Annotated in this window: 26 protein-coding genes; 14 read left to right on the top strand and 12 right to left on the bottom strand. The window is 75.2% G+C overall.

The window, feature by feature from the left end:
- Window positions 1-29: 29 nt before the first annotated feature.
- Window positions 30-971 (bottom strand): FAD-dependent oxidoreductase, encoded by a 942-nt coding sequence (locus tag AB0883_RS03480; RefSeq protein WP_366640262.1) that lies wholly within the window; start codon window positions 969-971, stop codon window positions 30-32.
- 164 nt (window positions 972-1,135) lie between these two features.
- Between AB0883_RS03480 and AB0883_RS03475 the strand changes: the two genes are divergently transcribed.
- Complete coding sequence (locus AB0883_RS03475) at window positions 1,136-1,351, top strand: DUF3072 domain-containing protein (RefSeq protein ID WP_089001095.1); 216 nt, start codon at window positions 1,136-1,138, stop codon at window positions 1,349-1,351.
- On the opposite strand, the gene AB0883_RS03470 is transcribed toward AB0883_RS03475, so the two are convergent.
- A complete protein-coding gene (locus AB0883_RS03470; protein ID WP_366639120.1) occupies window positions 1,345-1,860 on the bottom strand; it encodes a YfcE family phosphodiesterase in 516 nt (171 codons plus the stop codon). The genes AB0883_RS03475 and AB0883_RS03470 overlap by 7 nt on opposite strands.
- A 160-nt stretch (window positions 1,861-2,020) precedes the next feature.
- On the opposite strand from AB0883_RS03470, the gene AB0883_RS03465 reads away from it, so the two are divergent.
- From AB0883_RS03465 to AB0883_RS03445, 5 genes are all read left to right on the top strand, one after another.
- Entirely contained in the window at window positions 2,021-3,400 is a 1,380-nt protein-coding gene (locus AB0883_RS03465) for a glycoside hydrolase family 6 protein (RefSeq protein WP_366639118.1), read from the top strand.
- Window positions 3,401-3,479: 79 nt separating this feature from the next.
- Window positions 3,480-4,289 (top strand): helix-turn-helix transcriptional regulator, encoded by an 810-nt coding sequence (locus AB0883_RS03460; RefSeq protein WP_366639116.1) that lies wholly within the window; start codon window positions 3,480-3,482, stop codon window positions 4,287-4,289.
- A 164-nt stretch (window positions 4,290-4,453) separates the two neighbouring features.
- Entirely contained in the window at window positions 4,454-5,038 is a 585-nt protein-coding gene (locus AB0883_RS03455; RefSeq protein ID WP_366639114.1) for a general stress protein, read from the top strand.
- A 222-nt stretch (window positions 5,039-5,260) separates the two neighbouring features.
- The gene (locus tag AB0883_RS03450) at window positions 5,261-5,743 is read left to right on the top strand and encodes a MarR family transcriptional regulator (protein ID WP_366639112.1); all 483 of its coding nucleotides are present in this window, start codon (window positions 5,261-5,263) and stop codon (window positions 5,741-5,743) included.
- Between the two features lie 10 nt (window positions 5,744-5,753).
- Window positions 5,754-6,740 (top strand): pirin family protein, encoded by a 987-nt coding sequence (locus AB0883_RS03445; RefSeq protein ID WP_366639110.1) that lies wholly within the window; start codon window positions 5,754-5,756, stop codon window positions 6,738-6,740.
- 68 nt (window positions 6,741-6,808) lie between these two features.
- Here AB0883_RS03445 and AB0883_RS03440 read toward each other — a convergent pair whose 3' ends face one another.
- Entirely contained in the window at window positions 6,809-6,937 is a 129-nt protein-coding gene (locus AB0883_RS03440) for a hypothetical protein (protein ID WP_255421004.1), read from the bottom strand.
- Window positions 6,938-7,078: 141 nt separating this feature from the next.
- On the opposite strand from AB0883_RS03440, the gene AB0883_RS03435 reads away from it, so the two are divergent.
- Window positions 7,079-8,668 carry a phospholipase D-like domain-containing protein gene (locus AB0883_RS03435; protein ID WP_366639108.1) on the top strand — a complete coding sequence of 530 codons (1,590 nt, stop codon included), beginning with the start codon at window positions 7,079-7,081 and terminating at the stop codon, window positions 8,666-8,668.
- A 28-nt stretch (window positions 8,669-8,696) separates the two neighbouring features.
- Here the strand turns inward: AB0883_RS03435 and AB0883_RS03430 are convergent, their stop codons facing one another.
- Window positions 8,697-9,434, bottom strand: a complete 738-nt coding sequence (locus AB0883_RS03430) for a hypothetical protein (RefSeq protein WP_366639106.1) — start codon at window positions 9,432-9,434, stop codon at window positions 8,697-8,699.
- A 374-nt stretch (window positions 9,435-9,808) separates the two neighbouring features.
- On the opposite strand from AB0883_RS03430, the gene AB0883_RS03425 reads away from it, so the two are divergent.
- On the top strand, window positions 9,809-10,636 hold the full coding sequence (locus tag AB0883_RS03425) for a SigB/SigF/SigG family RNA polymerase sigma factor (RefSeq protein WP_366639104.1): 828 nt from the start codon (window positions 9,809-9,811) through the stop codon (window positions 10,634-10,636).
- Between the two features lie 120 nt (window positions 10,637-10,756).
- On the opposite strand, the gene AB0883_RS03420 is transcribed toward AB0883_RS03425, so the two are convergent.
- The 3 genes from AB0883_RS03420 to AB0883_RS03410 are packed head-to-tail and all read right to left on the bottom strand — an operon-like array spanning window position 10,757 to window position 13,539.
- Complete coding sequence (locus AB0883_RS03420) at window positions 10,757-11,347, bottom strand: GNAT family N-acetyltransferase (protein WP_366639103.1); 591 nt, start codon at window positions 11,345-11,347, stop codon at window positions 10,757-10,759.
- Entirely contained in the window at window positions 11,344-12,870 is a 1,527-nt protein-coding gene (locus AB0883_RS03415; protein WP_366639101.1) for an APC family permease, read from the bottom strand. Before AB0883_RS03415 ends, AB0883_RS03420 begins: the two co-directional genes overlap by 4 nt.
- A 42-nt stretch (window positions 12,871-12,912) precedes the next feature.
- Window positions 12,913-13,539: a GPP34 family phosphoprotein gene (locus AB0883_RS03410; protein ID WP_366639099.1), complete on the bottom strand. Its 627-nt coding sequence runs from the start codon at window positions 13,537-13,539 to the stop codon at window positions 12,913-12,915.
- Between the two features lie 141 nt (window positions 13,540-13,680).
- On the opposite strand from AB0883_RS03410, the gene AB0883_RS03405 reads away from it, so the two are divergent.
- Genes AB0883_RS03405 through AB0883_RS03395 form a run of 3 tightly spaced genes read left to right on the top strand, consistent with a single transcriptional unit; the run spans window position 13,681 to window position 17,454 of the window.
- On the top strand, window positions 13,681-14,523 hold the full coding sequence (locus AB0883_RS03405; RefSeq protein WP_366639097.1) for a helix-turn-helix transcriptional regulator: 843 nt from the start codon (window positions 13,681-13,683) through the stop codon (window positions 14,521-14,523).
- Between the two features lie 39 nt (window positions 14,524-14,562).
- Complete coding sequence (locus AB0883_RS03400) at window positions 14,563-14,763, top strand: DUF397 domain-containing protein (protein ID WP_366639096.1); 201 nt, start codon at window positions 14,563-14,565, stop codon at window positions 14,761-14,763.
- Window positions 14,764-14,793: 30 nt separating this feature from the next.
- Entirely contained in the window at window positions 14,794-17,454 is a 2,661-nt protein-coding gene (locus AB0883_RS03395) for an ATP-dependent helicase C-terminal domain-containing protein (protein WP_366639094.1), read from the top strand.
- Between the two features lie 65 nt (window positions 17,455-17,519).
- Here AB0883_RS03395 and AB0883_RS03390 read toward each other — a convergent pair whose 3' ends face one another.
- Window positions 17,520-18,245: a protein phosphatase 2C domain-containing protein gene (locus tag AB0883_RS03390; protein ID WP_366639092.1), complete on the bottom strand. Its 726-nt coding sequence runs from the start codon at window positions 18,243-18,245 to the stop codon at window positions 17,520-17,522.
- Window positions 18,246-18,473: 228 nt separating this feature from the next.
- On the opposite strand from AB0883_RS03390, the gene AB0883_RS03385 reads away from it, so the two are divergent.
- The 3 genes from AB0883_RS03385 (at window position 18,474) to AB0883_RS03375 (ending at window position 22,836) form a co-directional block, all read left to right on the top strand.
- The gene (locus tag AB0883_RS03385; RefSeq protein ID WP_366639090.1) at window positions 18,474-21,086 is read left to right on the top strand and encodes a glycoside hydrolase family 9 protein; all 2,613 of its coding nucleotides are present in this window, start codon (window positions 18,474-18,476) and stop codon (window positions 21,084-21,086) included.
- Window positions 21,087-21,240: 154 nt separating this feature from the next.
- Window positions 21,241-22,155 (top strand): hypothetical protein, encoded by a 915-nt coding sequence (locus AB0883_RS03380; protein ID WP_366639088.1) that lies wholly within the window; start codon window positions 21,241-21,243, stop codon window positions 22,153-22,155.
- Window positions 22,156-22,302: 147 nt separating this feature from the next.
- On the top strand, window positions 22,303-22,836 hold the full coding sequence (locus tag AB0883_RS03375; RefSeq protein WP_366639086.1) for a GNAT family N-acetyltransferase: 534 nt from the start codon (window positions 22,303-22,305) through the stop codon (window positions 22,834-22,836).
- Window positions 22,837-22,914: 78 nt separating this feature from the next.
- Here AB0883_RS03375 and AB0883_RS03370 read toward each other — a convergent pair whose 3' ends face one another.
- Genes AB0883_RS03370 through AB0883_RS03355 form a run of 4 tightly spaced genes read right to left on the bottom strand, consistent with a single transcriptional unit; the run spans window position 22,915 to window position 26,510 of the window.
- Complete coding sequence (locus AB0883_RS03370) at window positions 22,915-23,880, bottom strand: TIGR03885 family FMN-dependent LLM class oxidoreductase (RefSeq protein ID WP_366639084.1); 966 nt, start codon at window positions 23,878-23,880, stop codon at window positions 22,915-22,917.
- A gap of 55 nt (window positions 23,881-23,935) precedes the next feature.
- On the bottom strand, window positions 23,936-25,348 hold the full coding sequence (locus tag AB0883_RS03365) for an NADP-dependent succinic semialdehyde dehydrogenase (protein ID WP_366639082.1): 1,413 nt from the start codon (window positions 25,346-25,348) through the stop codon (window positions 23,936-23,938).
- 12 nt (window positions 25,349-25,360) lie between these two features.
- Window positions 25,361-25,624 carry a DUF6343 family protein gene (locus AB0883_RS03360; RefSeq protein WP_366639080.1) on the bottom strand — a complete coding sequence of 88 codons (264 nt, stop codon included), beginning with the start codon at window positions 25,622-25,624 and terminating at the stop codon, window positions 25,361-25,363.
- A 28-nt stretch (window positions 25,625-25,652) separates the two neighbouring features.
- Entirely contained in the window at window positions 25,653-26,510 is an 858-nt protein-coding gene (locus tag AB0883_RS03355) for an NAD(P)H-binding protein (protein WP_366639078.1), read from the bottom strand.
- Window positions 26,511-26,733: the final 223 nt, after the last annotated feature.

Below are 26,733 nucleotides of genomic sequence, written 5' to 3'. Positions count from 1 at the left end.
CGGGCCCGCCGGTGCGGAGGGGCCCTTCGTCACCCTCCGCCCAGGCGGGCGACGAGGGCGCGGCCGAGGTCGCGGCCGGAGAGCCAGGCGCTCTGCACCCGGGGCTTGCCGAAGGCGTCCCCGGCCAGCCCGACGCCGTCGGCGTCGAGGTGGTACGTCCCGCCGGGGCCGGCGGTCGGCTTCGCGTACGTCCAGCGGTGCACGTGCACGTGCTCCGCCGCCTCGGGCAGCCCCAGCAGGTCCCGGACGGCCTGCTCGATCGCCGGGCCGGCCCCGGTCGGCTGGGCGAGGTGGCCGGCGGCGAACTCGGGCGTGGTGTGGGCGACCAGCACCGGCGCGTCGTCGCCGCGGCGGTCGCCGTCGTCGCAGACGAGGCTCAGCAGCAGGTGGTCGTTGACGAAGGCGCCCCGGAAGTTCGTCCACCGGCGGGCCGGGAAACGCAGCACCCCGGCCAGGGACGGCGACCAGCGTTGGTCCTGCGTGGCCCGGGTGGCGGCGGCCAGGGCCGGGTCGAGCAGCAGGGCCGCCTGCGGCCCCGGCATGGCGAGCGCCACCGCCTCGCAGTGCCGCCCGTCCACCACCGGCCCCGGCTCGACGCCGAGCACGAGCCGGTTCACGGTCACCGGCAGCTCCCGGGCCAGGTGCTCCACCAGCGAGCGCAGCCCCCGGGTGGCCGCCCAGCGCATCGGGCCGGGCACCTCACGTCGCCCGTCGGCGCCGTACGCGACGAAGGTGTCGGTCCACTCGCGGGCCAGGCCGGCCGACCGCCACCCCTCGGCCACCTCGGCGAAGCCCGGATCGCTGACCGTGAAGTACGCGGCACCGGTGTCGGCCGGCCGGCCGTCGAAGCGGCGGCTGGCCATCCGGCCGCCGGCCACCCGGGCGCGCTCGCGGATCTGAACGGGGATGCCGGCGCGGGCCAGTTCCGTCGCGCACGCCACTCCGGCGATGCCCGCGCCGACCACCACCACACCCGCCCGCTCCGCCGCAGTCATCCGGTGATCGTATGCGCGCCCGCGTCGTCCGGGCGGCGGAAGACACGCCCGAGGCGTCGGGGCGTACGACGCGCCGGGGAGCCGCATGGATCGGTGCCGCACGGGGTATTGGCACGTCTGTTCGAAGGAAGGTGGAGACCATGACGGACCGCACCAGCAGCCAGGCCAACCCGCAGGGCGCCATCAAGGACCCGGACGAGTGGGTCACCGGCGAGGAGCCGCCGACCGCCGCCCAGGAGTCCTACCTGGCGACCCTGGCCCGGGAGGCCGGCGAGGAGCCGCCGGAGGGCCTGACCAAGGCCGAGGCCTCCAAGCGGATCGACCAGCTCCAGGAGGAGACCGGCCGCGGTCAGTGACCGCGCGGGCGGCGCGGTGGCAGGCGGTGCAGCTCGACCTCGTCGAGCCGTCCCGCCGCCACCCGCGCCGTCAGGTACGTGGCGTGGGGCTGGGCCCGCCGGTCGGTGGGCGAGCCCGGGTTGAGCAGCCGCAGCCCGCCCGGGGCGACCGTGTCCCAGGGGATGTGCGAGTGGCCGAAGACCAGCACGTCGGTGTCGGGGAAGCGGGCCGCGCAGCGGCTCTCCCGCCCGGCCTTCGGGCCGGTCTCGTGCACGACGGCGACCCGCAGCCCGTCGAGGTCCACCCGGGCCACCTCCGGCAGCCGGGCGCGCAGCGCCGGCCCGTCGTTGTTGCCGTACACCCCGACGAGGCGGCGGGCCCGGGCGGCCATGGCGTCCAGCAGCGACTCGTCGACCCAGTCCCCGGCGTGCAGCACGACGTCGGCGGCGTCGACCGCCGCCCAGAGCGGCTCCGGCAGGTCCCCGGCCCGCTTCGGCACGTGAGTGTCGGCGGTGATCACCAGGCGCATCCCGCCATTCTTCCCGCAGACGGCGTTCCGCGGTCGGCACGACGGCCCGGAAAGTCGCCGGTCGCGACGCGGACTCTTCACATCGGCGCAATCAGCACGTAGTTTGACGGCGATGCATGGGAGCGCTTCCAACGGTGCTCCTCGATGGATGGGAGATCCCGTGAGAAGCAGACCCGCACTCGCCGCGCTGAGCGCCGCGGCGGCGCTCACCGTCGCCGCCACCGTCGCCGTCGGCATCGTCCGAACTCCCGCCGCGGTCGCCGCCGACTCGGCGTTCTACGTCGACCCGGCGACGGCCGCCGCCGCCTGGGTCGCCGCGAACCCCGGCGACCCCCGGGCCGCCGTGATCTCCGACCGGATCGCCAACGTCCCCCAGGGCCGGTGGTTCACCCGGACCAACACCTCGACCGTACGCTCCGAGGTCGACGCTCTGGTCGGCGCGGCGGCTGCCGCCGGCAAGGTGCCGATCCTGGTCGTCTACAACATCCCGAACCGGGACTGCAGCGGGGCGAGCGGCGGCGGCGCGCCCGACCACGCCACCTACCGGCAGTGGGTCGACCAGGTCGCCGCCGGTCTGGCCGGGCGGCCGGCGACCATCGTCCTGGAACCCGACGTGCTGCCGCTGATGACCAGCTGCCAGAACGCGGCCCAGCAGGCCGAGACGAAGGCCTCCATGGCGTACGCCGGCAAGAAGCTCAAGGCGGGCTCGGCCGCCGCGAAGGTCTACTTCGACACCGGGCACTCGGCGTGGCTCTCCCCCGGCGAGGCCGCCTCCCGGCTGCTCGGCGCGGACATCGCCAACAGCGCGGACGGCATCTCGCTCAACGTCTCCAACTACCGGCGCACCGCCGACGAGGTCGCCTACGCCAAGGCCGTGATCGCGGCGACCGGGGTGTCGCGGCTCAAGGCGGTCGTCGACACCAGCCGCAACGGCAACGGGCCCGCCGGCTCCGAGTGGTGCGACCCGGCCGGGCGGGCGATCGGCACCCCGAGCACCACCGCGACCGGCGACCCGGCGATCGACGCGTACCTCTGGGTGAAGCTGCCCGGCGAGGCCGACGGCTGCATCGCGCCGGCCGGGCAGTTCGTGCCGCAGCGGGCGTACGACCTGGCGGTGGCCGCCGGCCCGGCACCGACCACGGCCCCGCCCACGACGACGCCCCCGACCACGGCCCCGCCGACCACCGCCCCGCCCACGACGCCCCCGCCGACCACTCCCCCGCCGACCGGCGGCTGCGCGGTGTCGTACACCCCGAACTCGTGGTCCGGCGGCTTCACCGCCGAGCTGCGGGTGACCAACCACGGCGCCGCGCTGACCGGCTGGACCGTCACGTTCGCCCCCGGCGCCGGGGTCCGGCTGACCAACGGCTGGAACGGCGAGTGGACCCAGTCGGGCGAGCGGATCACCGTCCGCAACGCCACGTGGAACGCCAGCCTGCCCACGGGCGGCACGATCTCGGTCGGCTTCCAGGGCACCTGGCCGGGCGGCGCCCTGCCCACCCCGACCGGGTTCACCCTCAACGGCGCTGCCTGCTCCTGACCGCTCGTGCCTCGCCCGCCCCGTCCGGGGGCGGGCGAGGCACGCGGCCGTCCGGGGCGGCGCGGTTAGGATCGGGCGCGTGGGCGCGGCCGTGGCGGTGGAGGAGCGGCGGGTGCCGGTCGGGGCGCTGCTGCGGCAGTGGCGCAGGCGGCGCGGGCTCAGCCAGCTCGCCCTCGCGGTCGGGGCGGAGATCTCCACCCGGCACCTCAGCTTCCTGGAGACCGGGCGTTCCGCGCCGAGCCGGGAGATGGTCCTGCGGTTGGCCGAGCACCTCGACGTGCCGCTGCGCGACCGCAACCGGCTGCTGCTGGCCGCCGGGTACGCCCCGGTCTACTCCCACGCCCCGCTGGACTCCCCCGAGCTGCGCCGGGTCCTCGACGCGGTACGCCGGGTCCTGCGGGCGCACGAGCCGTACCCGGCCGTCGCGGTGGACCGGCGCTGGAACCTGGTCGCCGGCAACGCGGCCCTGCCGCTGCTCACGGAGGGTGTCGCCGCGCACCTGCTCCGGCCGCCGGCCAACGCGTTGCGGCTGACGCTGCACCCCGAGGGCATGGCGCCCCGGATCGCCAACCTCCCCGAGTGGCGGGCCCACCTGCTCGCGCGGCTGCGCCGGCACCTGGGGCTGACCGACGATCCCGAACTGGGCGCGCTGCACGACGAGCTGCGCGGCTACCCGGGCGGGCCGGCCGATCCGGACGTGGGTTTGCCCCGCGCCGGGGACGTGGTCGTGCCCCTGCGACTGCGTCACCCGGGCGGCGAGCTGGCCTTCCTCAGCACCGTCTCGACCTTCGGCACCCCGCTGGACGTGACGGTCGAGGAGCTCTCCATCGAGTCCTTCTTCCCCGCCGACGACGCCACCGCCGCGTACCTGCGCGCCGCCGCCCGCTGAGCGCGGCGCGGACCGGACGCCGAGCGCCTCTGCGCCGGCCGCCGCGTTCCTCGCCGCCGGCCGTCCCGCACGCCTCGCGCCGACCCCGGGCCGGCATCCGCTCCGGTGGCGGCGTTACCCCTCGGCGGCGGTGGGAACGCGGGCGGTCGACGAAGGAGGAGCCCATGACCAACCCGTCGAGCCCCACCTCGGCATGGCGGCCCGGGATGCCGGGCGGCGACACCCTCCCGTCCGGTCCCGCCGGCCGGCCGACCGCCCCCGGCCACGACGGCCACGGCCCGGAGACCGGTCCGCCCACCGTGACGATCGGGTCGTACCCGGACTATCCGTCCGCCCAGCGGGTCGTCGACTACCTGGCGGACAACCGGTTCCCGGTCGAACACAGCGCCATCGTCGGCACGAACCTCACCCTGGTCGAGACCGTGCTCGGACGGATGACGACGGGGCGGGCGGCCCTGGCGGGCGCCGGCACGGGTGCCTGGTTCGGACTCTTCATCGGGCTGCTGTTCGGCATCTTCACCGCCGGCAACTGGATCGCGGTGATCCTGGTCGGGCTGGTCGTCGGCGCGATCTGGGGGGCGGTGTTCGGCGCGGTCGCGCACGCGATGACCGGCGGGCGGCGCGACTTCACCTCGGCCAGCTCGCTGCGCGCCGGCCAGTACGCGGTGATCGTCGACGCGCAGTTCGCCGAACAGGCGCGGCAGCTGCTCGGCCGGATGCACATGGCGGCCCCGCCGCCCGCCCGCTGAGGCCTCCGCCCGGGGCGTCCGCCCGCCCCCGGGCACGTCGCCGGGCCCCGGGCGGCCCGCCCCGGCGGCCCCCGCGCCGCCCAAGGCTCCGGGCTCCGGGCTCCGGGCTCCGGGCTCCGGGCTCCGGGCAGCGTCCTTCAAAACCGAACGGCGTAGTCACGTCGGAGGTGAGCGCCCTCACGAGGGACTAGTTAAATTTTGAAAGAGTGCTACTGTCGTGGCGTGACCGAGAGCCTGGATAGTGCCCGACTCGCCGCCTGGCGCGCCTACATCGAGGCCAGCCAGCGGCTCTACACGCGGTTGGAGGACGACCTGCGCGCCGACAGCGCGCTCAGCTTCGCCGACTACCACGTGCTCGTCCTGCTCTCCGAGGCGCCGGGCCAGCGGCTGCGGATGGGCGAGTTGGCGAGCCGCCTGGTCTTCTCGCCCAGCCGGCTGACGTACCAGATCACCGTCATGCAGCGGCGCGGCCTGGTCGCCCGGGAGTCCTGTCCCGACGACCGCCGCGGCAGCGAGGCGGTGCTCACCGCCGCCGGGCTGCTGGCCCTGCGCGAGGCCGCCCCGCACCACCTGCGGTCGGTGCGCGCCCACCTGATGGACGACCTCGACGACGCCGAGGTCGCCTGCCTCACCCGGATCTTCGAGCGACTCGGCCGGCGCCTGCGCGCGGACCGCGACGCGTCGACCGCCCACCCGCACAGCTGAGGAGCCCCCGATGCCCGCCATCACCGTCGACAACGTGCTCGTCCTGCCCCGCCTGCCCCGGCTCGACGAGTCCACCGCGTTCCGGCCGGTCCGCCGGCTGACCACCGCGCCCAGCGGCTACGAGGGCGAGGGCTTCCCGGTCCGCCGGGCGTTCGCCGGCGTGCCGGTGGCCGAGCTGGACCCGTTCATCCACCTGGACCAGATGGGCGAGGTGGACTACGCCCCGGGCGAGCCGAAGGGCACGGCCTGGCATCCGCACCGCGGCTTCGAGACGGTGACGTACATGATCGACGGGATCATGGACCACCAGGACTCGCAGGGCGGCGGCGGCACGATCACCAACGGCGACACCCAGTGGATGACGGCCGCGAGCGGGCTGCTGCACATCGAGGCGCCGCCGGAGCACCTCGTCATGAGTGGCGGGCTGTTCCACGGCACGCAGCTCTGGGTCAACCTGCCCCGGGCCGCCAAGATGAACCCGCCCCGCTACCAGGACATCCGCGGCCGGGAGGCGGCCCTGCTGACCACGCCGGACGGGGGCGCGCTGATCCGGGTGATCGCCGGCGACATCGCCGGGCACCGGGGGCCGGGCTCGACCCACACCCCGATCACCATCACCCACGTGACCGTGCAGCCGGGCGCCCGCGTCGACCTGCCGTGGCGGCCGGACTTCAACGCCCTGGTCTACGTGCTGGGTGGGCGGGGCACGGTGGGCACCGACGGGCGGCCGGTGCACACGGGCCAGCTCGCCGTGCACGGCCCGGGTGACGCGCTGACCTTCGCCGCGGACGCCAGCCAGGACGGCCACACCCCGACGCTGGACCTCTACATCATGGGCGGCGAGCCGATCCGGGAGCCGGTGGCGCACTACGGCCCGTTCGTCATGAACACCCGCGACGAGCTGCTCCAGGCGTTCGAGGACTTCAAGGCGGGCCGGCTCGGTGTCGTCCCCGCCGAGCGGCTGCCGCACACCGACGGCCCGGCCCCCAGGCCCTGAGCCCACGCGCGGCGGTGGGCGCCCCCGGCGCGGCCGGGTGGCGCCCGCCGGCGCGTCGGGACGTGGCGTCAGGAGACGGCGAAGATGCCCGCGACTCCCAGGATCACCATGAGCAACACCGTCACCAGCGCACCCCGCTCGCTCTCCACCGCCGGCTCGCGGTACTCGGTCACGGGGTTCGTCGTCTCGCCGGGCATGGTGTTGCCTCCTCGGTGTTCGCGTCGTGTTCGGGCGGGGGTCGGGGGTCGCCCGACCGGTCACCGGAGTGCCGGCCGGGATGCGGACCCGCGACCTGGGTCCTACCGTGAGGACGTTGTCGACCTCGGGGGGCTGGAACGGTGGCACCGCGCAACTGGTTCCTGAGCGCAGCCGAACGCGCCAACCCGGTGTCAGAGTTACCCGTCTGGAGCAGCGGAAACCTTGCCGAGCCGTTAATTCACGGTGTCGCGTACTTCGACCGGCTGGTCGACGAGGTGGAGGCGCTGGAGGCCGGCGACCACCTCTTCTTCACGGACTGGCGCGGCGACCCGGACCAGCGGTTGCGCCCGGACGGGCCGACCGTGGCGCAGCTCTTCGCGCGCGCCGCGCAGCGGGGCGTGGTCGTCAAGGGCCTCATCTGGCGCTCCCACCTCGACGTCCTGGCCTACAGCGAGGCGGAGAACCGCACCCTGAGCGAGACGGTCTCCGCCGCCGGCGGCGAGGTGCTGCTCGACCAGCGGGTCCGCCGGGGCGGCTCGCACCACCAGAAGCTGGTGGTGCTGCGCCACCCCCGGGCGCCGGAACGGGACGTCGCCTTCGCCGGCGGGATCGACCTGTGCCACAGCCGGCGCGACGACGCCGCGCACCGGGGCGACCCGCAGGCCGTGCGGATGTCCGCCCGCTACGGGAACCACCCGCCCTGGCACGACGTGCAGCTCGCGGTGCGGGGGCCGGTGGTGGGCGCGCTGGACACCACCTTCCGGGAGCGCTGGACCGACCCGATGCCGCTGGACTCGGAGAACCCCCTCGCCTACCTGCGGGACCGGCTGCGCGGCGCGGACCTGCGGCCCGACCCGCTGCCGCCGCAGCCGGCCGACCCGCCGCCCTGCGGCCCGCACCACGTCCAGGTGCTGCGCACCTACCCGGCGGTGCGGCCCCGTTACTCCTTCGCCCCCGACGGCGAGCGCACGGTGGCCCGCGGCTACACCAAGGCGGTCCGGCGGGCCCGGCGGCTGATCTACCTGGAGGACCAGTACCTGTGGTCCACCGAGGTGGCCGACCTGTTCGCCCGGGCGCTGCGGGAGAATCCCGACCTGCACCTGGTCGCCGTGGTCCCCCGGTTCCCGGACGTGGACGGCCGGCTGGCGCTGCCGCCCAACACGGTCGGCCGCGAGCAGGCGCTGTCGCTCTGCGAGCGGGCGGCCCCGGAGCGGGTGCACGTCTTCGACGTGGAGAATCACGCCGGCGATCCGGTGTACGTGCACGCCAAGGTGTGCGTGGTCGACGACGTGTGGGCCAGCGTGGGCAGCGACAACTTCAACCGCCGGTCCTGGACGCACGACAGCGAGCTGTCCTGCGCGGTGCTCGACGACACCCGCGACGACCGGGCGCCGACCGACCCGGCCGGCCTCGGCGACGGCGCCCGGGTCTTCGCCCGCGAGCTGCGGCTGCGGCTGTGGCGCGAGCACCTGGACCGCGACCCCGACGGCGGCGAGGACGCCGACCTGATCGACCCGGCCGACGCCGTGGCGACGGTCACCGCCGCCGCCGACGCGCTGCAACGGTGGTACGACGCCGGGCAGGCCGGCCCCCGGCCGCCGGGCAGGCTGCTGCCGCACCGGGCGGAACGGCTGCCCTGGTACACCCGGGCCTGGGCGCTGCCGGCGTACCGGCTGGTCTACGACCCGGACGGCCGGCCGCTGCGGGCCCGCCGGGCGGGCACGTGGTGAGCGTGCGGGCCCGGCACGGGGTGGAACCTCAGGCGGGCGCGAAGAGCGCGTCGGCCCGGCTGCGGTCGGGCACGGCCTCGACGGCGTCGGCGTCGGCGGGGTGCACCGTCAGCCCGCCGGGGTAGGCGAACGAGGCGCGCGGGGAGTAGAAGCCGAACCCGATCGTCAGCGGGTTCTCCGGGCGGAGCGCGTAGATCGGGTGTGTCGGCTCCAGGAACTCCACCGACTCGATCACGAACGGGTCGACCGGTTCGGCGACGTACGGGTAGACGGCGCTGAGCAGCTGCCCGTCGCGGGCCGTGAAGTAGCGGTGGTGGCCGCTGCTGATCACCCGGCCCGTATCGCCCACCTGGCAGCGGGCCCGGATCACCGGTACGCCGTCGATCTCCGTCTCGGCGACGATCTCCCCGTCGTGGCGCTCGATGCGGGTCCGGCCCGCGACGGCGGGCGCCCCCCGCGCGGTGGCGTAGGCGCGGACCCGTTCGCTACAGGTCACGTAGTGCGTCCACCAGCCGCCGGGGTTCGTCCCGCCCGGCGCGTCCACCCCGGCCAGCGCCACCCCGAGATAGGCCAGCGAGTACGCGCCGAAGCCGGAGGTCTGGCTCTCGTCGTCGACCACGTACTGGTTCATGAAGACCAGGCGGTCCGCCGACGGGCGCAGCCCGGCCGGGACCAGCGCCGCGACCGCGTCCGGGTCCGCCGGCAGCCAGCCGAAGAAGAGCGTGCGGCTGTTGACGACGAGATGGGGGGCGGCGGGGTCGAGCACGGCACCTCCGGTGCGGGGCAGGTACCCGCACGCTACGGCCCGTCCCGTCGACGGGACAACGACAGAAAGCCGACATTCGGCGCCGGCCATCCGGGGACCGGGACCGCTCGGCCGGCCGGCCCGGGCCGCCCGGATGGGGCATCGTCGATGTCCGGCGGGGCCGGCCGACCGTACGCCCGACGTAAGGGGGCTCACAATCCGAGAGGCCTTCGCCCCATTCATGCCGTCCATGCCGCGAAATCACTTAAGTACATCGTACTTTCGGCTAGATTTCGGCAGACCGATCGGGCTAAGGTGACTTCCGAACGTACATCTGAACTTAAACCTAAGCGTCACGTCTTTCATCCGCGGACGAGGTGCAGGGAGGACCACCCATGACCGCGCCAACGATCAGCGAACCGGCGACCACGACACCGCCGAGCACCACCCCGAAGCTCGACCCGCGTGCGCTCACCGACAGCGCCGCGGACCTGCTCAACGCGATGGCCGCGTTGCCGGCCGACCACCCGTCCCGCGCCGCCCTGCGCGACAGGGCGATCGAGGCCTGGCTGCCGCTCGCCAACCACCTCGCCCACCGCTACAGCGGCCGGGGCGAGCCCACCGACGACCTGGCCCAGACCGCCGCCGTCGGCCTGATCAAGGCGATCGACAAGTTCGACCCGTCCCGCGGCGTCGACTTCGCCGGCTACGCGATCCCCACCATCATCGGTGAGCTCAAGCGGCACTTCCGCGACCGCACCTGGGACATCCGGGTCCCGCGCCGGCTCCAGGAGCTGCGGCTGGCCATCTCCGACGCCAACAGCTCGCTGCTGCAGACCCTGGGCCGGTCGCCCACGGTGGCCGACATCGCCGCCCACCTCAAGCTCACCGAGGAAGAGGTGCTGGAGGGCCTGGAGGGTGCCCGCGCCTACAACGCGGTCTCGCTGTCCACCCCGACCGGCGACGGCGACCGCGCGACCGAGCTGGGCGACATGCTCGGCGGCGTGGACGGCGAGTTCGAGCTTGCCGAGCTGCGGGTCGCCCTCGGCCCGGCGCTGGCCACGCTCGACGATCGGGAGCAGAAGATCCTCACCCTGCGGTTCTACGGCAACCTGACGCAGTCGCAGATCGCCGAGCAGATCGGCGTCTCGCAGATGCACGTCTCCCGGCTGCTGGCCCGCGCGCTGACCAAGCTGCGGGGGCAGCTCGACGGCACGTACTAGGGGTGGTGGGCGATGGCCGGGCCAGCGGGCCCGGCCATCGCCGCGTCCGGTGCGGACGCGTCACCACGGAGGTCCGGCGCCCGGGCCACCCGTCCGAGAGGGTGGCCCGGGCGCCGTCGTTCAGCGGGCGGGCTCCCGCCACATCGGCCAGAACGGCGTGCCGTCGGGCAGGTGGAAGGGCTCGGCGACCCGGTAGCCGTGCCGCGCGTAGAGGTCGCGGCCGGTCTCGCTGGCCGCCTCCAGGTAACCGGGCACCCCCTCGGCGTCGAGGACGGCGTGGTGGTGCCGCAGCAGCGCGCTGCCCAGCCCCTGCCCCTGCCGGTCCGGTGCGACGGCGAGGAAGGCCAGGTGGTGGTGGTCCGCGTGCGGATGGTGGGTCTCGAAGAGCTTGTCCAGGTGCGCGAACCGGTCGGTCCACTCCCCGCACGCCGCGGCCAGCCGGGCGTCGTAGTCCTCCGGCGGCGGGGCCGGGTCGCCCACCGACGGGAACCACACCGCCACCCCCGCCCGGTCCGCGGTCGCGTGGACGAGTCCGTGCCGCATCGCGTGGTCCACCAGGATCGCGAACTGCCCGGCCAGCACGGACTGCCGCCGCCCTGCGTCGGGCACCAGCCAGCGCGGTGCGTCCAGGGCCATGAACGCCTCGGCGATCCGGCCCGCCACCAGCGACGTCTCCTGCGGCCCGAGCCGCTCGACCCGCACCTCGCTCACCGCCGCGCCGCCGTCCCGCTCGGGACGGGCCCGCCGACGTGCCCGGCCGCCGGCACCGTCACCGCCACGCTCTCGGCGCCCAGGCCGATCCGGGCGTACGTGTCGGGGCGGCTGCCGCGCAGCACCAGCGCCCACAGCAGGCCGAGCAGCGCGGCGACCGGGTAGACCGCCGGGACCGCCCAGCGCAGGGGCGAGTCCGGGGCCACCCCGAGCAGGTCGGCGAAGTTGACCACCGCCAGCATGACGATCACGGCCAGGGCCACGGCGGCGAGGCCGGGGGCGACCGCGCGACGCCACAGCGTCTCGTCCGCCCCGCTGCGGGCGAAGAAGGCGATCACCGCGACCGAGGTGGTGGCGATCAGCAGCAGCACCCCGAAGCCGCCGGCGGTGCCGACCCAGTAGAACAGCTGCACCACCGGGTCCCAGCCGTTGAGCGCGTAGAGCATGATCACCACCAGGCCGAGCGCGCTCTGCGCGAGGGAGGCGGCCCGGGGTGATCCGGTACGCGGCGAGGTCTGCCCGAACACGGCCGGCAGCACCCGCTCCCGGCCGAGCGCGAACGTGTACCGGGCGGTGGTGTTGTGGAAGGAGATCATCGCGGCGAGCACCGAGGTCAGGAAGAGCGCCTGGCCGATGGTGACGGCGGTGCCGCCGAGGTGCGCCTCCGCCAGGTTGAAGATCAGTCCGATGCTCTGCTCGCCCGCCTCGGCGGCGATCCGGTCCGGCCCGACGGCGACGGTCATGCTCCACGACGACAGCGCGTAGATCCCCGCGATGATGGCGATCGAGAGATAGGTGGCCAACCGCACCGTCCGCCGCGGGTCCCTGCTCTCCTCGCTGAACACCACGGCGGACTCGAAGCCGACGAAGCCCAGGATGGCCAGCACCAGCACCGCGCCGGCGCCGGGTACGACGAGGTTCTCCGGTGACAGGGCCGCGAAGCTGACGTTCCCGCCGGCCGGGTGGGTCAGCTGCCCGAGATCGAAGACGACGATCACCACCATCTCGGCGACCAGCAGCGCCGCCAGCACCAGGCCGTTGAGGTCGATGCGGAGCAGACCGAGCACGCCGACGGTCGCCCAGGCGAACAGCGCCACCACCCACCACGCCGGGGCCGCCCCGAACAGGCGGCCCAGCACCGGCTCCGCGGCGGCGCCGATGGTGCCGTAGAGCCCCACCTGGAGGGCGTTGTACGCGATCAGTGCCACCCACGCCGCGCCGACGCCGGCCGGGCGGCCCAGCCCACGGGCGACGTAGGCGTAGAACGCGCCGGCGTTGGCCATCCGCCGGGCCATCGCCACGTACCCGATGGAGAAGAGGGCGAGCACCGCGGCCACCGTCAGGAAGGCCAGCGGGATGCCGAGCACCCCGACGACCCCGTAGCCGGTGGTGACCACGCCGGCCACGACGGTCAGCGGGGCGGCGGCGGAGAGGACGAAGAAGATCACCGACGGCACGCCGAGCCGGCCGCGGGCCAGGGCCTCGGAGACGTTGCTCGGTCGGCCGAGCGTTGGTGTCGACATACGCGGACTCCGGTTCGAGGGGGGAGGGAGAGGGAGGGGCGGTCAGCCCACGCCGCGCAGCACGGCGGCGCCGACCGCGGCCTCGGTGTGCGCCACGAGTTCCCGCAGCGGCGGGGGCAGCGCCGGGATGAGCACACCCAGCCGGTGGTGCGCCCGGGGGCCGGCGCTCCACAGCACCTCGCGGCTCAGCCCGGCGGCGACGACCAGGCCCAGCAGCGTCCCGTCGGGCACGCTCGGCGGCTCCGGCCGGTCGAGCAGGGCGCGCAGCCGGGTGGCCGGCCAGGCCACCGCGTTGAGGTCGATCGGCAGGTAGCTGACGGTGGTGCGGAGCAGCCGCCGGCTCTCCTGCCGGCGCAGCACTCCCGCCCTGACCAGCCGCTCCCCCACCGAGGTGGTGGCGGTCTGGGCCAGGAAGCTCAGCCAGGTACGCACCGGGTGCTGCTGCGTCTCGCCGACCAACTGGTCCAGCACGGTGTGCGCCAGCGCGTCCGCCGGCGGGCGTCGGTCGACCACCGTGACGAGCCCGGCGGAGACGGTGACGTGTCCACGCAGGACCAGTTCACCGAGCAGCCCTCCGGCGAGGCCCAGGCCGGTCGCCGTCGGGTGCAGCTTCGCCTTGCCCCGACTGTCGTTGTGGGTGATCAGGAAGAACTCGTCGGCGATGAGCAACCGGTCCTCCCGCGCGGGTTGTCCACAGTGATCGCAACCGGGCAAGGATGCACCGGCCGTGACTGCAACGCAACTCCCGTTTATGGAAGTTGCACTCCGTGCTTGCGCGACCTGCGGATCTTGCCGTGACAGACTCGGAGGGTGACCGCGAGCCCCACCGTCCGCCGCCGCCGCATCGCCCGGGAACTCCGCCAGTTGCGCGAGCGCGCGGGCATGACCCTGGATGTCGCCGCCCGGCAACTGGACATGTCCAAGAGCAACCTGTCCCGCATCGAGAACGCCCAGATCGGCATCAAGCCGCGCGACGTCCGGGCCGCGCTGGCGCTGTACGAGGTGACCGGGGCTGACGCCGAGGCGCTGATCGAGATCGCCCGCGGGGCGCAGCAGCGCGGCTGGTGGCAGAAGTACAGCGACGTCCTGCCGGAGTGGTTCGAGTTCTACGTCGGACTGGAGGCGGAGGCTGCGAGCCTGCGCACGTACGAGGCCGAGGCGGTGCCCGGGCTGTTGCAGACCGAGGCGTACGCCCGGGAGGTCTTCCGGCGCACCGCGGGCGAGGACGGCATCGAGCGCAAGGTCGCCGCACGGCTGCACCGGCAGAACGTGCTGCACCGCGACAATCCGGTCGAGTTGTCCGTGGTGCTCAACGAGGCGGTGCTCTGCCGCCCGGTCGGCGGCAACGCCGTGATGGCCGATCAGATGGCCCATCTCGCGAAGGTCTCTCAACTACCGAACGTGACTCTCCAGGTACTTCCGTTCTCGGCCGGCGGGCACCCGGCGATGAACGCCCCGTACGTCGTGCTGACGTTCGCCGATGCCGCCGACGCGGCCGTGGTTTACCTGGAAAACCTCACGATGGGGCTGGCTGTGGAGGAGGCCGGCCAGGTGCGCGGGTATAGCCTTGTGCACGAGGAGATGTGCCGGATGGCACTCGGTCCGGAGGCGTCCCTGACCCGCCTGACGAAAGCTTCTCGTCACTTTGCGTGACCGCTGACGCGGCGCGCCGGCACAGACGGGGGTACCGCGATGACCGCGTTCGACCTGACCCGGGCCCAGTGGCGCGTCAGCAGCCGCAGCGTGGGCAACGGCAACTGCGTGGAGGTCGCCCCCGCCGGGGACCGGGTCGCCGTCCGGGACAGCAAGGACCGGCCCGGCCCCGTGCTGGCCTTCCCGGCCTCGGCCTGGCGCGCCTTCGTCACCGGCGTCGACGGGGTACGCCCCGACTGAGCCGCTCCCCGGGCGGTGCGAGACTGGGCCGTGCTCTCGGACGTGCCCCTCGACCTGCCCGTACGGCCGGTGCTGCCGGAACTGGTCGCGGCGCTGCGCGGCGCCGGCGCCGCGGTGCTGGTCGCCCCGCCCGGGACCGGCAAGACCACCCTCGCCCCGCTGGCCGTGGCCGACGAGGTCTCCGGTCGCGTGCTGGTCGCCCAGCCGCGCCGGGTGGCGGCCCGCGCGGCGGCGCGCCGGATGGCCGCGCTGCTCGGCGAGCCGCTCGGCGAGCGGATCGGCTACGCCGTGCGCGGCGAGCGCCGCAGCGGACCGCGGACCCGCGTCGAGGTGGTCACCACCGGGCTGCTGGTGCGGCGGCTGCACCGCGATCCCGAGTTGGCCGGCACCGGCGCCGTGCTGCTCGACGAGTGCCACGAGCGGCAGCTCGACGCCGACCTGGCGCTCGCGTTCGCGGTGGAGGCCCGGGCCGCGCTGCGCCCCGACCTGTGGCTGCTGGCGATGTCGGCCACCCCCGAGGCGGACCGCTTCGCCGCGCTGCTCGGCGGCGGGGGCGCCCCCGCGCCGGTCGTCCGGGCGTCCTCGGCCCTGCACCCGGTGACCCGGATCTGGGCGCCGCCGCCCCGGCCGGTGGCCGCGCCGGGGGCCGGCCCGGTGGACCGGGGCCTGCTCGACCACGTCGCGGCGACGGTGCGCCGGGCGCTGCGCGAGTGCGACGGGGACGTGCTGGTCTTCCTGCCCGGGGCCGGCGAGATCGGCGCCGTCGCGGGCCGCCTGGCCGACCTGCGCGACGCGGTCGCCGTCCTGCCGCTGCACGGCCGGCAGCGCGGCGCCGACCAGGACGCGGCGCTGCGCCCGGCCGACCGGCGCCGGGTGGTGCTGGCGACGGCGGTCGCCGAGAGCAGCCTGACCGTGCCGGGCGTCCGGGTGGTGGTGGACGCCGGGCTGTCCCGGGTCGCCCGGATGGACCTGGCCCGGGGCCTGGGCGCCCTGGTCACCGTCGGCGTGTCCCGGGCGGCGGCCACCCAGCGGGCCGGCCGCGCGGGCCGGGAGGCGCCCGGGCACGTCTACCGCTGCTGGTCGGCGGCCACCCACGAGCGGCTGGCCGCGCAACCGGAGCCGGAGATCGCCACCGCCGACCTGACCGGCTTCGCCCTGGAGCTGGCCGCCTGGGGGTCGCCGGACGGCGCCGGGCTGGCCCTGCCCGACCCGCCCCCGGCGGCGTCGATGTCGGTGGCCCGCGAGACCCTCACCACCCTCGGCGCGCTCGACGCGGACGGCCGGATCACCGACCGGGGCCGGGCGATCGCCGCGGTCGGCGCGCATCCCCGGCTGGCCCGGGCGCTGCTCGACGGGGCCGGCCGGGTGGGAGCGGACCGGGCGGCGGAGGTCGTGGCGGTGCTCGCCGAGGACTCCGCCGCCGGGCCGGGCGACGACCTGACCGCCGCCTGGCGACGGCTGCGCGCGGGCACGGACCCGGGTGCCACCGCCCGCTGGCGCGCGGAGGTACGCCGACTGCGTGCCGCCCTGCCCGAGGCTGCCGCGCAGCGGCCCGACCGGGCACGCCCGCCCCACGGCTCCGGCGCGGCGACGGCGGGCGGCACCGGCCGGACGCGCCCGACCCGGCATCCGGCCGATGAGCCGCCCGCCGTGCACCCGCTGGGGCGCGACCACCCGCACCCGGCCGGGGACGCGGACCGGGGCCGGCCGACAGACGACCTGGCCGCCGGGCTGCTGGTCGGGCTCGCCCACCCGGAGCGGCTGGCCCGGGTGCGGCGGCCGGGCGGCTCGGCGTACCTGATGAGCGGCGGGACCGCGGCGGAGCTGGCGCCCGGGTCGGGGCTGGCCGGCGCCGACTGGCTGGCGGTCGCGGTGGCGGACCGCTCCCCCGGCGCCCCGACCGCCCGGGTGCGGCTGGCCACCCCGCTCGACGAGGCGACCGCCCGGGAGGCGGGCGGGCCGCTGCTGCGCACCGAGCGGGAGGTCGGCTGGGCCGGCGGGGACGTGGTGGCCCGGGAGGTGCTGCGGCTGGGCGCGATCGAGCTGGTCGAGCGCCCGCTCGCCCGGCCGGACCCGGCGGAGGTGGCGCAGGCCCTGCTGGCCGGCCTGCGTCGTACCGGCCTCGGCCTGCTGACCTGGACCCCGGCGGCGCGGGCGTTGCGCGAGCGGCTGGCGTTCTGCCGGCAGTCGCTCGGCGGCGACTGGCCCGACGTGGGCGACGAGGCGCTGCTCGCCGCCGCGCCCGTCTGGCTGGGCCCGGAGCTGGCCCGCGCCCGCCGCCGCGCCGACCTGGCCCGGATCGACGTGGCCGGGGCGCTGCGCCGGCTGCTGCCGTGGGCGCTGGCGGCCCGGCTGGACGAGGTGGCGCCGGAGCGGATCGCGGTGCCGAGCGGGTCGCGGATCCGGCTCGACTACGCCGATCCGGCGGCGCCGGTGCTCGCGGTGAAGCTCCAGGAGACCTTCGGCTGGCGGGACGCGCCGCGGATCGCCGACGGCCGGGTGCCGGTGCTGCTGCACCTGCTCTCGCCGGCCGGGCGGCCGGTGGCGGTCACCGCCGACCTGGCCTCGTTCTGGCGCACCGGCTATCCCCAGGTACGGGGGGAGCTGCGCGGGCGCTACCCGCGCCACCCCTGGCCGGAGGACCCGACCACGGCCCCGCCCACCCGGCACGCCACCCCGCGCCGACGCTGAGCGGGCTCATGTCGTCGCCACGAGGCTCCAGAGCGCCGACCGGCTGGTTCGCCCGCGCCGCTCGCTCACTCCTCCACGACGTCGGCGACGACCACCGTGACGTTGTCCGGCCCGCCAGCGCGTAGCGCCAGGTCGATCAGCCGGCGGGCGCAGTCCGCGCGGTCCGGGTGCTCGGCGAGCACCTCGGCGAGGGTGTCCGGGCGCACGACGTTGGACAGCCCGTCGCTGCACAGCAGCCAGCGGTCCCCGGCCCAGGGCACCATCGTCGCGTACGCCGGGGAGACCTCCTCGCCCTGCAACGCCTGGGTGACCACGGCCCGGCGGGGGTGGCTGCTGGCCTGGTCGGCGGTGATCACCCCCTGGTCGACGAGCATCTGCACGAACGTGTCGTCCCGGGTGATCTGCTTGAGCACGCCTTCGCGGAACAGGTAGGCGCGGGAGTCGCCGACGTGGGCGAGGGCCAGGCAACTGCCCGTCCGGGCGAAGAGCAGGGCGGTCAGCGTGGTGCCCATGCCCTGCCGCTCCGGATCCTCGGCGACCGCCTGGTGGATCCGCGCGGTGGCCAGCTGGATGCCGCTCTGCAGTGCGGCCACCAACGCGTGCTCCGGGGTCTCCACGTCGAGCGGGGCGACCGCCTCGATGGCGATCGCACTGGCCAGGTCGCCGGCCGCCATCCCGCCCATGCCGTCGGCGACGGCGACGAGCCAGGTGCCGGCGTGCAGGGCGTCCTGGTTTCCGCTGCGGATCAGCCCACGGTCGCTCGTTCCCACGGAACGCAGCTTCAGGGTCATGGGTGGCAGCCTGCCAGGCGGAGGGCTCGGTTGTCTCTAGGAGATCGAGACCTCGGCGCGTCGCGCGGCGAATCTCACTGTCCCGGGGCCCCGCCGGGCGATTCGGATCCATCCAGTCGGATCGATTGACAGGGTGCCGGGGGCACTGGAACCATCGACACACCTGGGAGCGCTCCCAGCGTGCCACCACCAGCCCCCGTCCCCCGCAGTCGTCCGGAAGGAACACCCGTGACGCCATCCCGACGCCGCCTCGCGCTGCTCGCGGCCGCGACCACCCTCGCCCTGACCGGAACCACCGCCGGCACGGCCCACGCCGAACCGCCCCCCGACGCCCCCGAGCAGATCGACAACGGCGACTTCAGTGCCGGCGTGTCCCCCTGGTTCTCCTACGGCACCGGCCCGCTCGGGGTGAGCGACGGCCGGCTCTGCACCACGGTGCCCGGCGGCCTGGCCAACCCGTGGGACGCCGGCATCGGCCAGGACGGCGTGCCGCTGGTCGCCGGGGCCGAGTACACGCTCGGCTTCGACGTCTCCGCCACCCCCGGCACCGCCGTCAAGGCGGTCCTGCAACTGGGCACCGCCCCCTACACCACGTACGCCAGCGTCGACGCCACCGCCGGCGGCACCGCCCAGCGGTTCGAGAAGACGTTCACGGTCGCCGAGGGCAACCCGGCCGCCCAACTGATCTTCCAGGTCGGCGGCGGCGCGGCCGAGCAGACCGTCTGCCTGGACGACGTCTCGCTGCGCGGCGGCGACCCGCCGGAGCCGTACGTGCCCGACACCGGGCCACGGGTGCGGGTCAACCAGGTCGGCTACCTGCCCGGCGGGCCGAAGAACGCCACCGTGGTGACGTCGGCGACCGACGCCCTGCCCTGGCAGCTCCGCTCCGCCGCGGGCGCCGTCCTGGCCAGCGGCAGCACCACGCCGCGCGGCGTCGACGCCGCCTCCGGGCAGAACGTGCAGACGCTCGACTTCTCGTCGTACCGGACCCCGGGCGCGGGGCTGACCCTGGTCGTCGACGGCGAGACCAGCCACCCCTTCGACATCTCGGGCACCCTCTACGACCGGCTGCGCGCCGACTCCCTCCAGTTCTTCTACGCCCAGCGCAGCGGCATCGCCATCGACGGCGACCTGATCGGCGCCGAGTACGCGCGCCCGGCCGGGCACCTCGACGTGGCGCCCAACAAGGGCGACACCTCCGTGCCCTGCCAGCCGGGCGTCTGCGACTACTCGCTGGACGTGCGCGGCGGCTGGTACGACGCCGGCGACCACGGCAAGTACGTGGTCAACGGCGGCATCGCCACCTACCAGCTGCTGAACACCTTCGAGCGGACCCGCACGGCCGCCACCGCCGGGCACGGCGCGGCCCTCGGCGACAGCACGCTGCGGGTGCCCGAGCGCGGCAACGGCGTACCGGACGTGCTCGACGAGGCCCGCTGGGAGCTGGAGTTCCTGCTGCGCATGCAGGTGCCGGCCGGCAAGCCGCTCGCCGGGATGGCCCACCACAAGATCCACGACCGGAACTGGACCGGGCTGCCGCTCGCCCCGCACGACGACCCGGAGCAGCGCGAGCTGCACCCGCCGTCCACCGCCGCCACGCTCAACCTGGCCGCCGTCGCCGCCCAGTGCGCGCGCCTCTTCGCCCCCTACGACGCGGCCTTCGCGAAGCGCTGCGGCACGGCGGCGAGGACGGCCTACGCCGCCGCCAAGGCCAACCCGACGCGGTACGCCAGCCCGACCGACAGCACCGGCGGCGGCGCGTACGACGACACGAACGTCACCGACGAGTTCTACTGGGCCGCCGTCGAGCTCTACCTGAGCACCGGGGAGCAGCCGTACCTGGCGGACCTGACCGCGTCGCCGCACCACACCGGGGACGTGTTCGACCCGCGCGGCTTCGGCTGGCAGGGCGTCGCCGCGCTGGGCCGACTCGACCTGGCCACCGTGCCGAACGGGCTGCCGGCCGCCGACCTGGCCCGCGTCCGCGCCTCGGTGACCGCCGCCGCCGACGCCCACCTCGCCGAGGCGGGCCGGCAGGCGTACGGGCTGCCGATGCCCGGGGACGCGGGCAGCTACTTCTGGGGCGGCAACAGCAACGTCATCAACAACGCGATCGTGCTGGCCACCGCCTTCGACCTGACCCGGGACGCGAAGTACCGCGACGGCGCGGTGCAGGCGATGGACTACGTCCTCGGCCGCAACGCCCTGAACATCTCGTACGTGACCGGGTGGGGCGAGCACGCGGCGGAGAACCAGCACAGCCGGATCTTCGGCCACCAGCTCGACCCGGACCTGCCGAAGCCGCCCGCCGGCTCGCTGGCCGGTGGCCCGAACGCCGCCCTCCAGGACCCGTTCGCCGCCAAGCTGCTCGCCGGCTGCAAGCCGATGTTCTGCTACGTCGACGACATCAACTCGTACGCGACCAACGAGGTCGCCATCAACTGGAACTCGGCGCTGGCCTGGATCGCCTCGTTCCTGGCCGACCAGGGTGACTCGGCGGCGGTGCCGGCGCCGACGTGCGCGGCCACGTACACCAACCACGGCGCCTGGCAGGGCGGCACCGGATTCACCGCCCAGGTGACCATCCGCAACACCGGCACCAGCACCGTCGACGGGTGGACGGCCCGCTTCGCCTTCACCGGCGACCAGAAGGTACGCGAGGCCTGGCTGGCCAGGGCGACCCAGGCGGGGGCCACGGTCACCGCGAAGAACGAGTCGTACAACGCCAGGATCGCCCCGGGCGGCACCGTCACCTTCGGCTTCAACGCGGTGACCGGCGGCGGCGCCAACCCGGCACCCGGCCTGATCACCGTCAACGGCGCGGCCTGCACGCTCTCCTGACGATCCGGTCCGGGCGGTCCGCCGCCCGGACCGGCGAACACCCTCGCGAGCCGGGGGAGGCGGGCCGCCGCCTCCCCCGGCGTCGCCGCCGGAACGGCCCCGGCCGTCGATTCTCGGTGGACGGCGGCCCGGGGCGTACGACAGGGTGGCCGGCATGGACGACGCGGAGCGGCGGGTCTGGTCGCGACTGCCCGACGGCACCCGGAGCGCCCTGGCGGGCCTGACCCCGGCGGACCTGCGCACGCTGCTGCTGGCGGTGGCCCGGGACCGGGCGGCGGCGGTACGCCCCACGGACCTGGTCCGCCGCTGGCGCACGGACCGCTTCACCCGGCCGGCGGCGACCGACCCCCGCGCGCTGGCCGCCGTCGAGGCCCGCCTGTGGCGGCTGCTGCCCGCCGAGTTCGCCGGCGTCGACCTCTCCCCCGTCGCGCCGCTCGGCACCTGCTCGGCCGTCACGCCGATGAGCCAGAACCGGATCGTCACCACCTTCCGCGCCACCGAGGTACTCAGCGACCCCACCAACGCGCTCGCCATCGAGGCCGCGGTACGCCGCCGGGAACAGCCGACCGACGGTGCCGTGCACCTGGCCGCCTGCCACCGGGTGCTGCGGGCCCAGGACTTCGGGCCGGGCTGGTCGGCGCACTTCCGGCTCTTCACGCTGGTCTCCAGCGCCCGCGACGGCGGCTCGGGGCGCACCGAGGCACGGCTGCTCACCCTGCACCTGGCGTACTGGCGGACGGTGCTGGCCACCCTGCTGCCGCAGTCGGCGGCGGCCTGGGTGCGCCTGACCGTGCTCGACAACCCTGTCGTCGGGGAACGCATCGAGGACACCGTCCGGCCGGCGCTGGGCCCGTCGGGCGTACCGCTGGTGGACGAGCCGGAGCGCCGACGCGGCCGGGGCTACTACGTCGGCGCGGCGCTGCGGATCACCGCCGGACACGGCGCGGACGAGGTCGCACTCGGCGACGGCGGCTTCACGGACTGGACCGCCCGGTTCACCAGCGACGCCAAGGAACGCTGCCTGACCTCCTGCCTGGCCACGGAACGCCTGACCACCCTCACCCCCTGACCCACCTCCTGGCCTCCGCCCCTGCTTCACCCCCAGCGCGGTCGATCATGCAGTTGCGGTGGGCGATGTGCCCCGGATCGCACCTTCTACGCGGCACCACAACTGCGTGATCGACGAAGTAGGGGCGGGTGTAGCAGCATGTGCGTCATGAGCGATCAGCGGAGCGTGGGCCTGCGTCCCGGCGGGTTGACGGACGCGCCCGCCGTGCTGCGGCTGCTCGACGACGCCACCGCCTGGCTGGTGGCGCGGGGTCGCACCGGCCAGTGGGGCACCGAACCGGCCTCGACCGACCCGCGGCGGATCCAGCAGGCCGAGGAATGGGCGACCGGCGGCGGGCTGTGGCTGGCGACGCTCGACGAGCGCCCCGTCGGCGCGCTCGTGGTGGGGGCGGCGACCGCGTACGTGCCACCCGCCACCGAGCCCGAGCTGTACGTGAACCTGCTGGTCACCGACCGCGCGCACGCCGGGTCGGGCATCGGCGGCCGGCTGCTGGCGCACGCCGCCGAGCTGGCCCGCGAGCGTGGGCTCGGCCTGCTCCGGGTGGACTGCTACGCGGGCGGCGACGGCGCGCTGGTCCGCTGGTACGAGCGGCAGGGCTTCACCGCCACCGACCCGTTCACGGTCGAGCGCCCCGGCCGCGACCCGTGGCCCGGGCAGGTCCTCGCCCGCCGCCTGACCTGACCCGGGCCGCTCGGCCCCGGGCCGGGACCGCGCAGAAGACCCATGGCCGGGACCGCCGCAGGCCCCGGGCGGGACCGCTCAGCCGGCGCTGCGCAGCTTCGGCAGCACCTCGGCGCCGAACGCGTCGATGAAGTCCCGCTGCTCCTGCCCGACGTGGTGCAGGGCGATCTGGTCGAAGCCCAGCTCCAGGTACTCCTCCAGCCAGCCGACGTGCCGCCCGAGGTCGGCGGAGACGTTCACGACGTCGTGGACCTTCTCCATCGGCACGTCCTGCGAGACCGCGTCGAAGTGCTCCGGGGTCTCCAGGTCCCAGCAGATCGGCGGGGCGAAGACGTTGCTGCGCCACTGGTCGTACGCGAGCCGCTCGGCCTCGGCCTGCTCCGGCGCCCAGCTCACGTGCACCTGCAGGTGCAGCGGGCCGCGCCCGCCGGCGTCCCGGTACGCGTCGATCATCTGCCGCAGGTGCGCGGTCGGGGCGTTCACGGTGATCAGCCCGTCCGCCCACTCGGCGCACCAGCGGGCGGTAGCCACGCTGACCGCCGCCCCGATCAGCGCCGGGGGCTGCTCCGGCCGGGTCCACAGCTTCGCCCGGTCCACCCGGACCAGGCCGTCGTGGCTGACCTCCTCGCCGGCCAGCAGCGCGCGGATCACGTCCACGCACTCGCGCAGCCGGGCGTTGCGGACGTCCTTGCGCGGCCAGCCGTCGCCGGTGATGTGTTCGTTGCTCGCCTCGCCGGTGCCCAGCGCGGCCCAGAACCGGCCCGGGTACATCGCCCCCAGGGTGCCGATCGCCTGCGCGATGATCGCCGGGTGGTAGCGCTGCCCAGGGGCGTTGACCACCCCGAACGGCAGTTCGGTGGCCTGGAGCGCCGCGCCGAGCCAGGACCAGGCGAAGCCGGACTGGCCCTGCCGCTCGCTCCAGGGCGCGAAGTGGTCCGAGGACATGGCGGCGTCGAAACCGGCCCGCTCGGCGTGGATCACCGCCTCCAGCAGGGCGCGGGGATGGATCTGCTCGTGGGACGCGTGGAAGCCGAACACCGTCATGACGTCACTCCGTACCCATGACGGCGTCCGGCTACGCCGACGATGCCGGACGGGGCTACTCGGCGTGCGCCCCGGCGCCGGCCGAGGCGGCCCCCTCGCCCACCCAGACGGTCTTCGTGTTGCAGAACTCCCGCATGCCGAGCGCGGAGAGCTCGCGGCCGTAGCCGGAGTTCTTCACCCCGCCGAAGGGCAGTTCGGGGTAGGACGTGGTCATCCCGTTGAGGAAGACGTTCCCGGCGTCCAGATCGGTGGCGAAGCGCTCCTGCTCCTGGGGGTCGCGGGTCCAGGCGTTGGAACCCAGGCCGAAGGAGGTGCCGTTGGCCACCTCGACCGCCTCGTCGTACGACGACACCCGGTAGAGGCCCGCGACGGGCCCGAAGACCTCCTCGGACCACATCCGCATCTCCGGCCTCAGGTCGGTGACCACGGTCGGCGGGTAGAACCAGCCCGGGCCGGCGGGCGGCTCGCCGCCGCAGAGCACGGTGGCGCCCTTGTCGACCGCGTCCCGCACCTGCGCGTGGATCTCGTCGCGCCCGCCCTCGCTGGCCAGCGGGCCGACGTCGGTGTCGGGGTCCATCGGGTCGCCGACCCGCAGGGCCGACATGTTCGCGGCGAACCTCTCGGCGAAGGCGTCGAAGACGTCGGCGTGCACGATGAACCGCTTGGCGGCGATGCAGGACTGGCCGTTGTTCTGGCAGCGGGCGGTGGTCGCGACCTCGGCGGCCCGGTCCAGGTCCGCCGAGGGCATCACCACGAACGGGTCGCTGCCACCGAGCTCCAGCACGGTCTTCTTCAGCTCCCGGCCGGCGATCTGGGCGATCGACCGGCCGGCGCCCTCACTGCCCGTCAGCGTCGCCGCGCGCACCCGCGGGTCGCTGAGCACCCGGTCGACCTCGGCCGAGCCGACCAGCAGGGTGGTGAACGCCCCCTCCGGGAAGCCGGCGCGGCGGAACAGGTCCTCCAGCAGCAGCGCGGTCTGCGGCACGTTGGAGGCGTGCTTGAGCAGGCCGGTGTTGCCGGCCATCAGGGCCGGCGCGGCGAAGCGCAGCACCTGCCACAGCGGGAAGTTCCAGGGCATCACCGCGAGCACCGGCCCGATCGGCTGGTAACGGACGAAGGCCCGGGTGGCCTTGACCGCCCCCGCGTCGGCGGGCTCGTCGGCGAGGAAGTCGGCCGCCTTCGCCGCGTAGAAGCGGCAGGCGCTGGCGCACTTGGTGACCTCGGCCTTGGCCGACGCGTACGTCTTGCCCATCTCGGTGGTCATCAGCCGGGCGATCTCGTCGCGCTCGGCCTCCAGCAGGTCGGCCGCCGCGTTCAGCCAGCGCCCGCGCTGCTCGACCGTGGTGCCGCGCAACTGTCGGTACGCCAGGTCGGCCCGCTCGATCGCGGCGTCGATCTGCTCCGGCGACATCGGGTCGTAGGTCTTGAGCGTCTGTCCGGTGGCGGGGTTGGTGGTCGCGATGGGCATCTCGTACTCCTGTCACTCGAAGAGTGAGTGGCGGGCTCCCGGCTCCTCCCGGCGGCGGGCGGCGCGGCGGCGCTGGATGATGACCAGGTCGACCACGGCGACCACCGCGAAGACCACGCAGACGACCCCCAGCCACACCAGGTCGGCGTTGAACGCCAGCACCGCGAAGACGGTCATGGTCACCAGCCCGAACCCGGCCAGCAGGAGCCGCATGTTGAGCGCGCTGTAGGCGTGGCCGACCGTGCCACGGGCGCGCCGGGGCTGCGATCTCGTCATTGCACCGGCCTACCCCCGATCGACCCGCTTAACCCGCCCCGGCCGGCCGGCTCCCCCGGGCGCCCTCGTCGGTGCGCCAGGCGCCCCGGGCCGCCGCGTCGGCGGCGTACGCCGTGAAGTCCTTCGGCGCCTGCCCCGTGACCTGCCGGACGGTGTCGGTCGGCTCGGCGTCGCCGAGTTCCCGCAGGGCGGCGAAGGCACGGATCTCCGCCTCGATCTGCGCGGGCGGGAGGCCCAGCGGAGTCATCGCGGCCCGGTAGTCCTCGGCGGCGCCCAGGTGGCGGACCGGGCGCCCGGCGGCCCGGGCGACGGTGTCGACCGCCTCGCCGAAGGAGAGCGCGCGGGGCCCGGTGATCTCGTGGACCCGGCCGTGGTGGCCCTCGCCGGTGAGCGCCGCCACGGCCACCGCCGCGATGTCGTCGGCGTCGACGAAGCCCTGGCGGGCGTCCCCCACCGGCACGGCCACGGTGCCGGCGAGCACGGCGTCGCGGAAGACGCCCTCGTCGAAGTTCTGGTCGAACCAGTCCGGCCGGAGGATCGTCCACTCGACGCCGCAGTCGCGCACCAGCGCCTCGGCGGCCAGCAGCCGCTCGTCACCCATCGCCTCGATCGCCCGGCTGGACAGCAGGACGACGCGTCGCACGCCGGCCTCCACGGCGAGTCGGACGAACGCCGGGTCGACCGGCACGTCGTGCGGGGCCATCAGGTAGAGGCGGGAGGCGCCGGCCACGGCCGGCTCCCAGGTCGCCGGCAGGGCCCAGTCGAAGCGGACGGCGCCCCGGCGCGACGCGGCCCGGACCGGCAGGCCGGCGTCCGACAGCCGGCGCGCCACCCGCCGGCCGGTCGAGCCGGTGGCGCCGAGCACGAGGATGTCGTCTGCACTCATGGGCCCAGTCGACCACCGACCTCCGACAATTTTCCACGGCGCGCGAACCGGTCGACCCCCGTCGACCCCGTCGGCCGCCCGCGTCGGCCCCGTCGGCCGCCGGTGCGTCGCCGTCGGCCCTACCCGTCGGCCCGTCGGCCCCCGCCGGTGCGCCTCCCCGGCCCTACCGGTCGGCCCCGTCGGCCCCCGTGGGTGCGCTGCCGTCGGCCCTGCCGGTGGGCCG

Source organism: Micromonospora sp. NPDC047812 (assembly GCF_040704175.1).
Classification (GTDB): Bacteria; Actinomycetota; Actinomycetes; order Mycobacteriales; family Micromonosporaceae; genus Micromonospora.
This window is presented reverse-complemented; position numbering and strand designations above follow the sequence as displayed.

Coding starts and splice junctions, on each gene's coding strand:
- AB0883_RS03475 (WP_089001095.1), top strand. CDS start 1,136: ATGACGGACCGCACCAGCAGCCAGGCCAACCCGCAGGGCGCCATCAAG.
- AB0883_RS03470 (WP_366639120.1), bottom strand. CDS start 1,860: ATGCGCCTGGTGATCACCGCCGACACTCACGTGCCGAAGCGGGCCGGG.
- AB0883_RS03455 (WP_366639114.1), top strand. CDS start 4,454: ATGACCAACCCGTCGAGCCCCACCTCGGCATGGCGGCCCGGGATGCCG.
- AB0883_RS03445 (WP_366639110.1), top strand. CDS start 5,754: ATGCCCGCCATCACCGTCGACAACGTGCTCGTCCTGCCCCGCCTGCCC.
- AB0883_RS03440 (WP_255421004.1), bottom strand. CDS start 6,937: ATGCCCGGCGAGACGACGAACCCCGTGACCGAGTACCGCGAGCCGGCG.
- AB0883_RS03425 (WP_366639104.1), top strand. CDS start 9,809: ATGACCGCGCCAACGATCAGCGAACCGGCGACCACGACACCGCCGAGC.
- AB0883_RS03415 (WP_366639101.1), bottom strand. CDS start 12,870: ATGTCGACACCAACGCTCGGCCGACCGAGCAACGTCTCCGAGGCCCTG.
- AB0883_RS03400 (WP_366639096.1), top strand. CDS start 14,563: ATGACCGCGTTCGACCTGACCCGGGCCCAGTGGCGCGTCAGCAGCCGC.
- AB0883_RS03390 (WP_366639092.1), bottom strand. CDS start 18,245: ATGACCCTGAAGCTGCGTTCCGTGGGAACGAGCGACCGTGGGCTGATC.
- AB0883_RS03380 (WP_366639088.1), top strand. CDS start 21,241: ATGGACGACGCGGAGCGGCGGGTCTGGTCGCGACTGCCCGACGGCACC.
- AB0883_RS03375 (WP_366639086.1), top strand. CDS start 22,303: ATGAGCGATCAGCGGAGCGTGGGCCTGCGTCCCGGCGGGTTGACGGAC.
- AB0883_RS03370 (WP_366639084.1), bottom strand. CDS start 23,880: ATGACGGTGTTCGGCTTCCACGCGTCCCACGAGCAGATCCATCCCCGC.
- AB0883_RS03365 (WP_366639082.1), bottom strand. CDS start 25,348: ATGCCCATCGCGACCACCAACCCCGCCACCGGACAGACGCTCAAGACC.
- AB0883_RS03360 (WP_366639080.1), bottom strand. CDS start 25,624: ATGACGAGATCGCAGCCCCGGCGCGCCCGTGGCACGGTCGGCCACGCC.
- AB0883_RS03355 (WP_366639078.1), bottom strand. CDS start 26,510: ATGAGTGCAGACGACATCCTCGTGCTCGGCGCCACCGGCTCGACCGGC.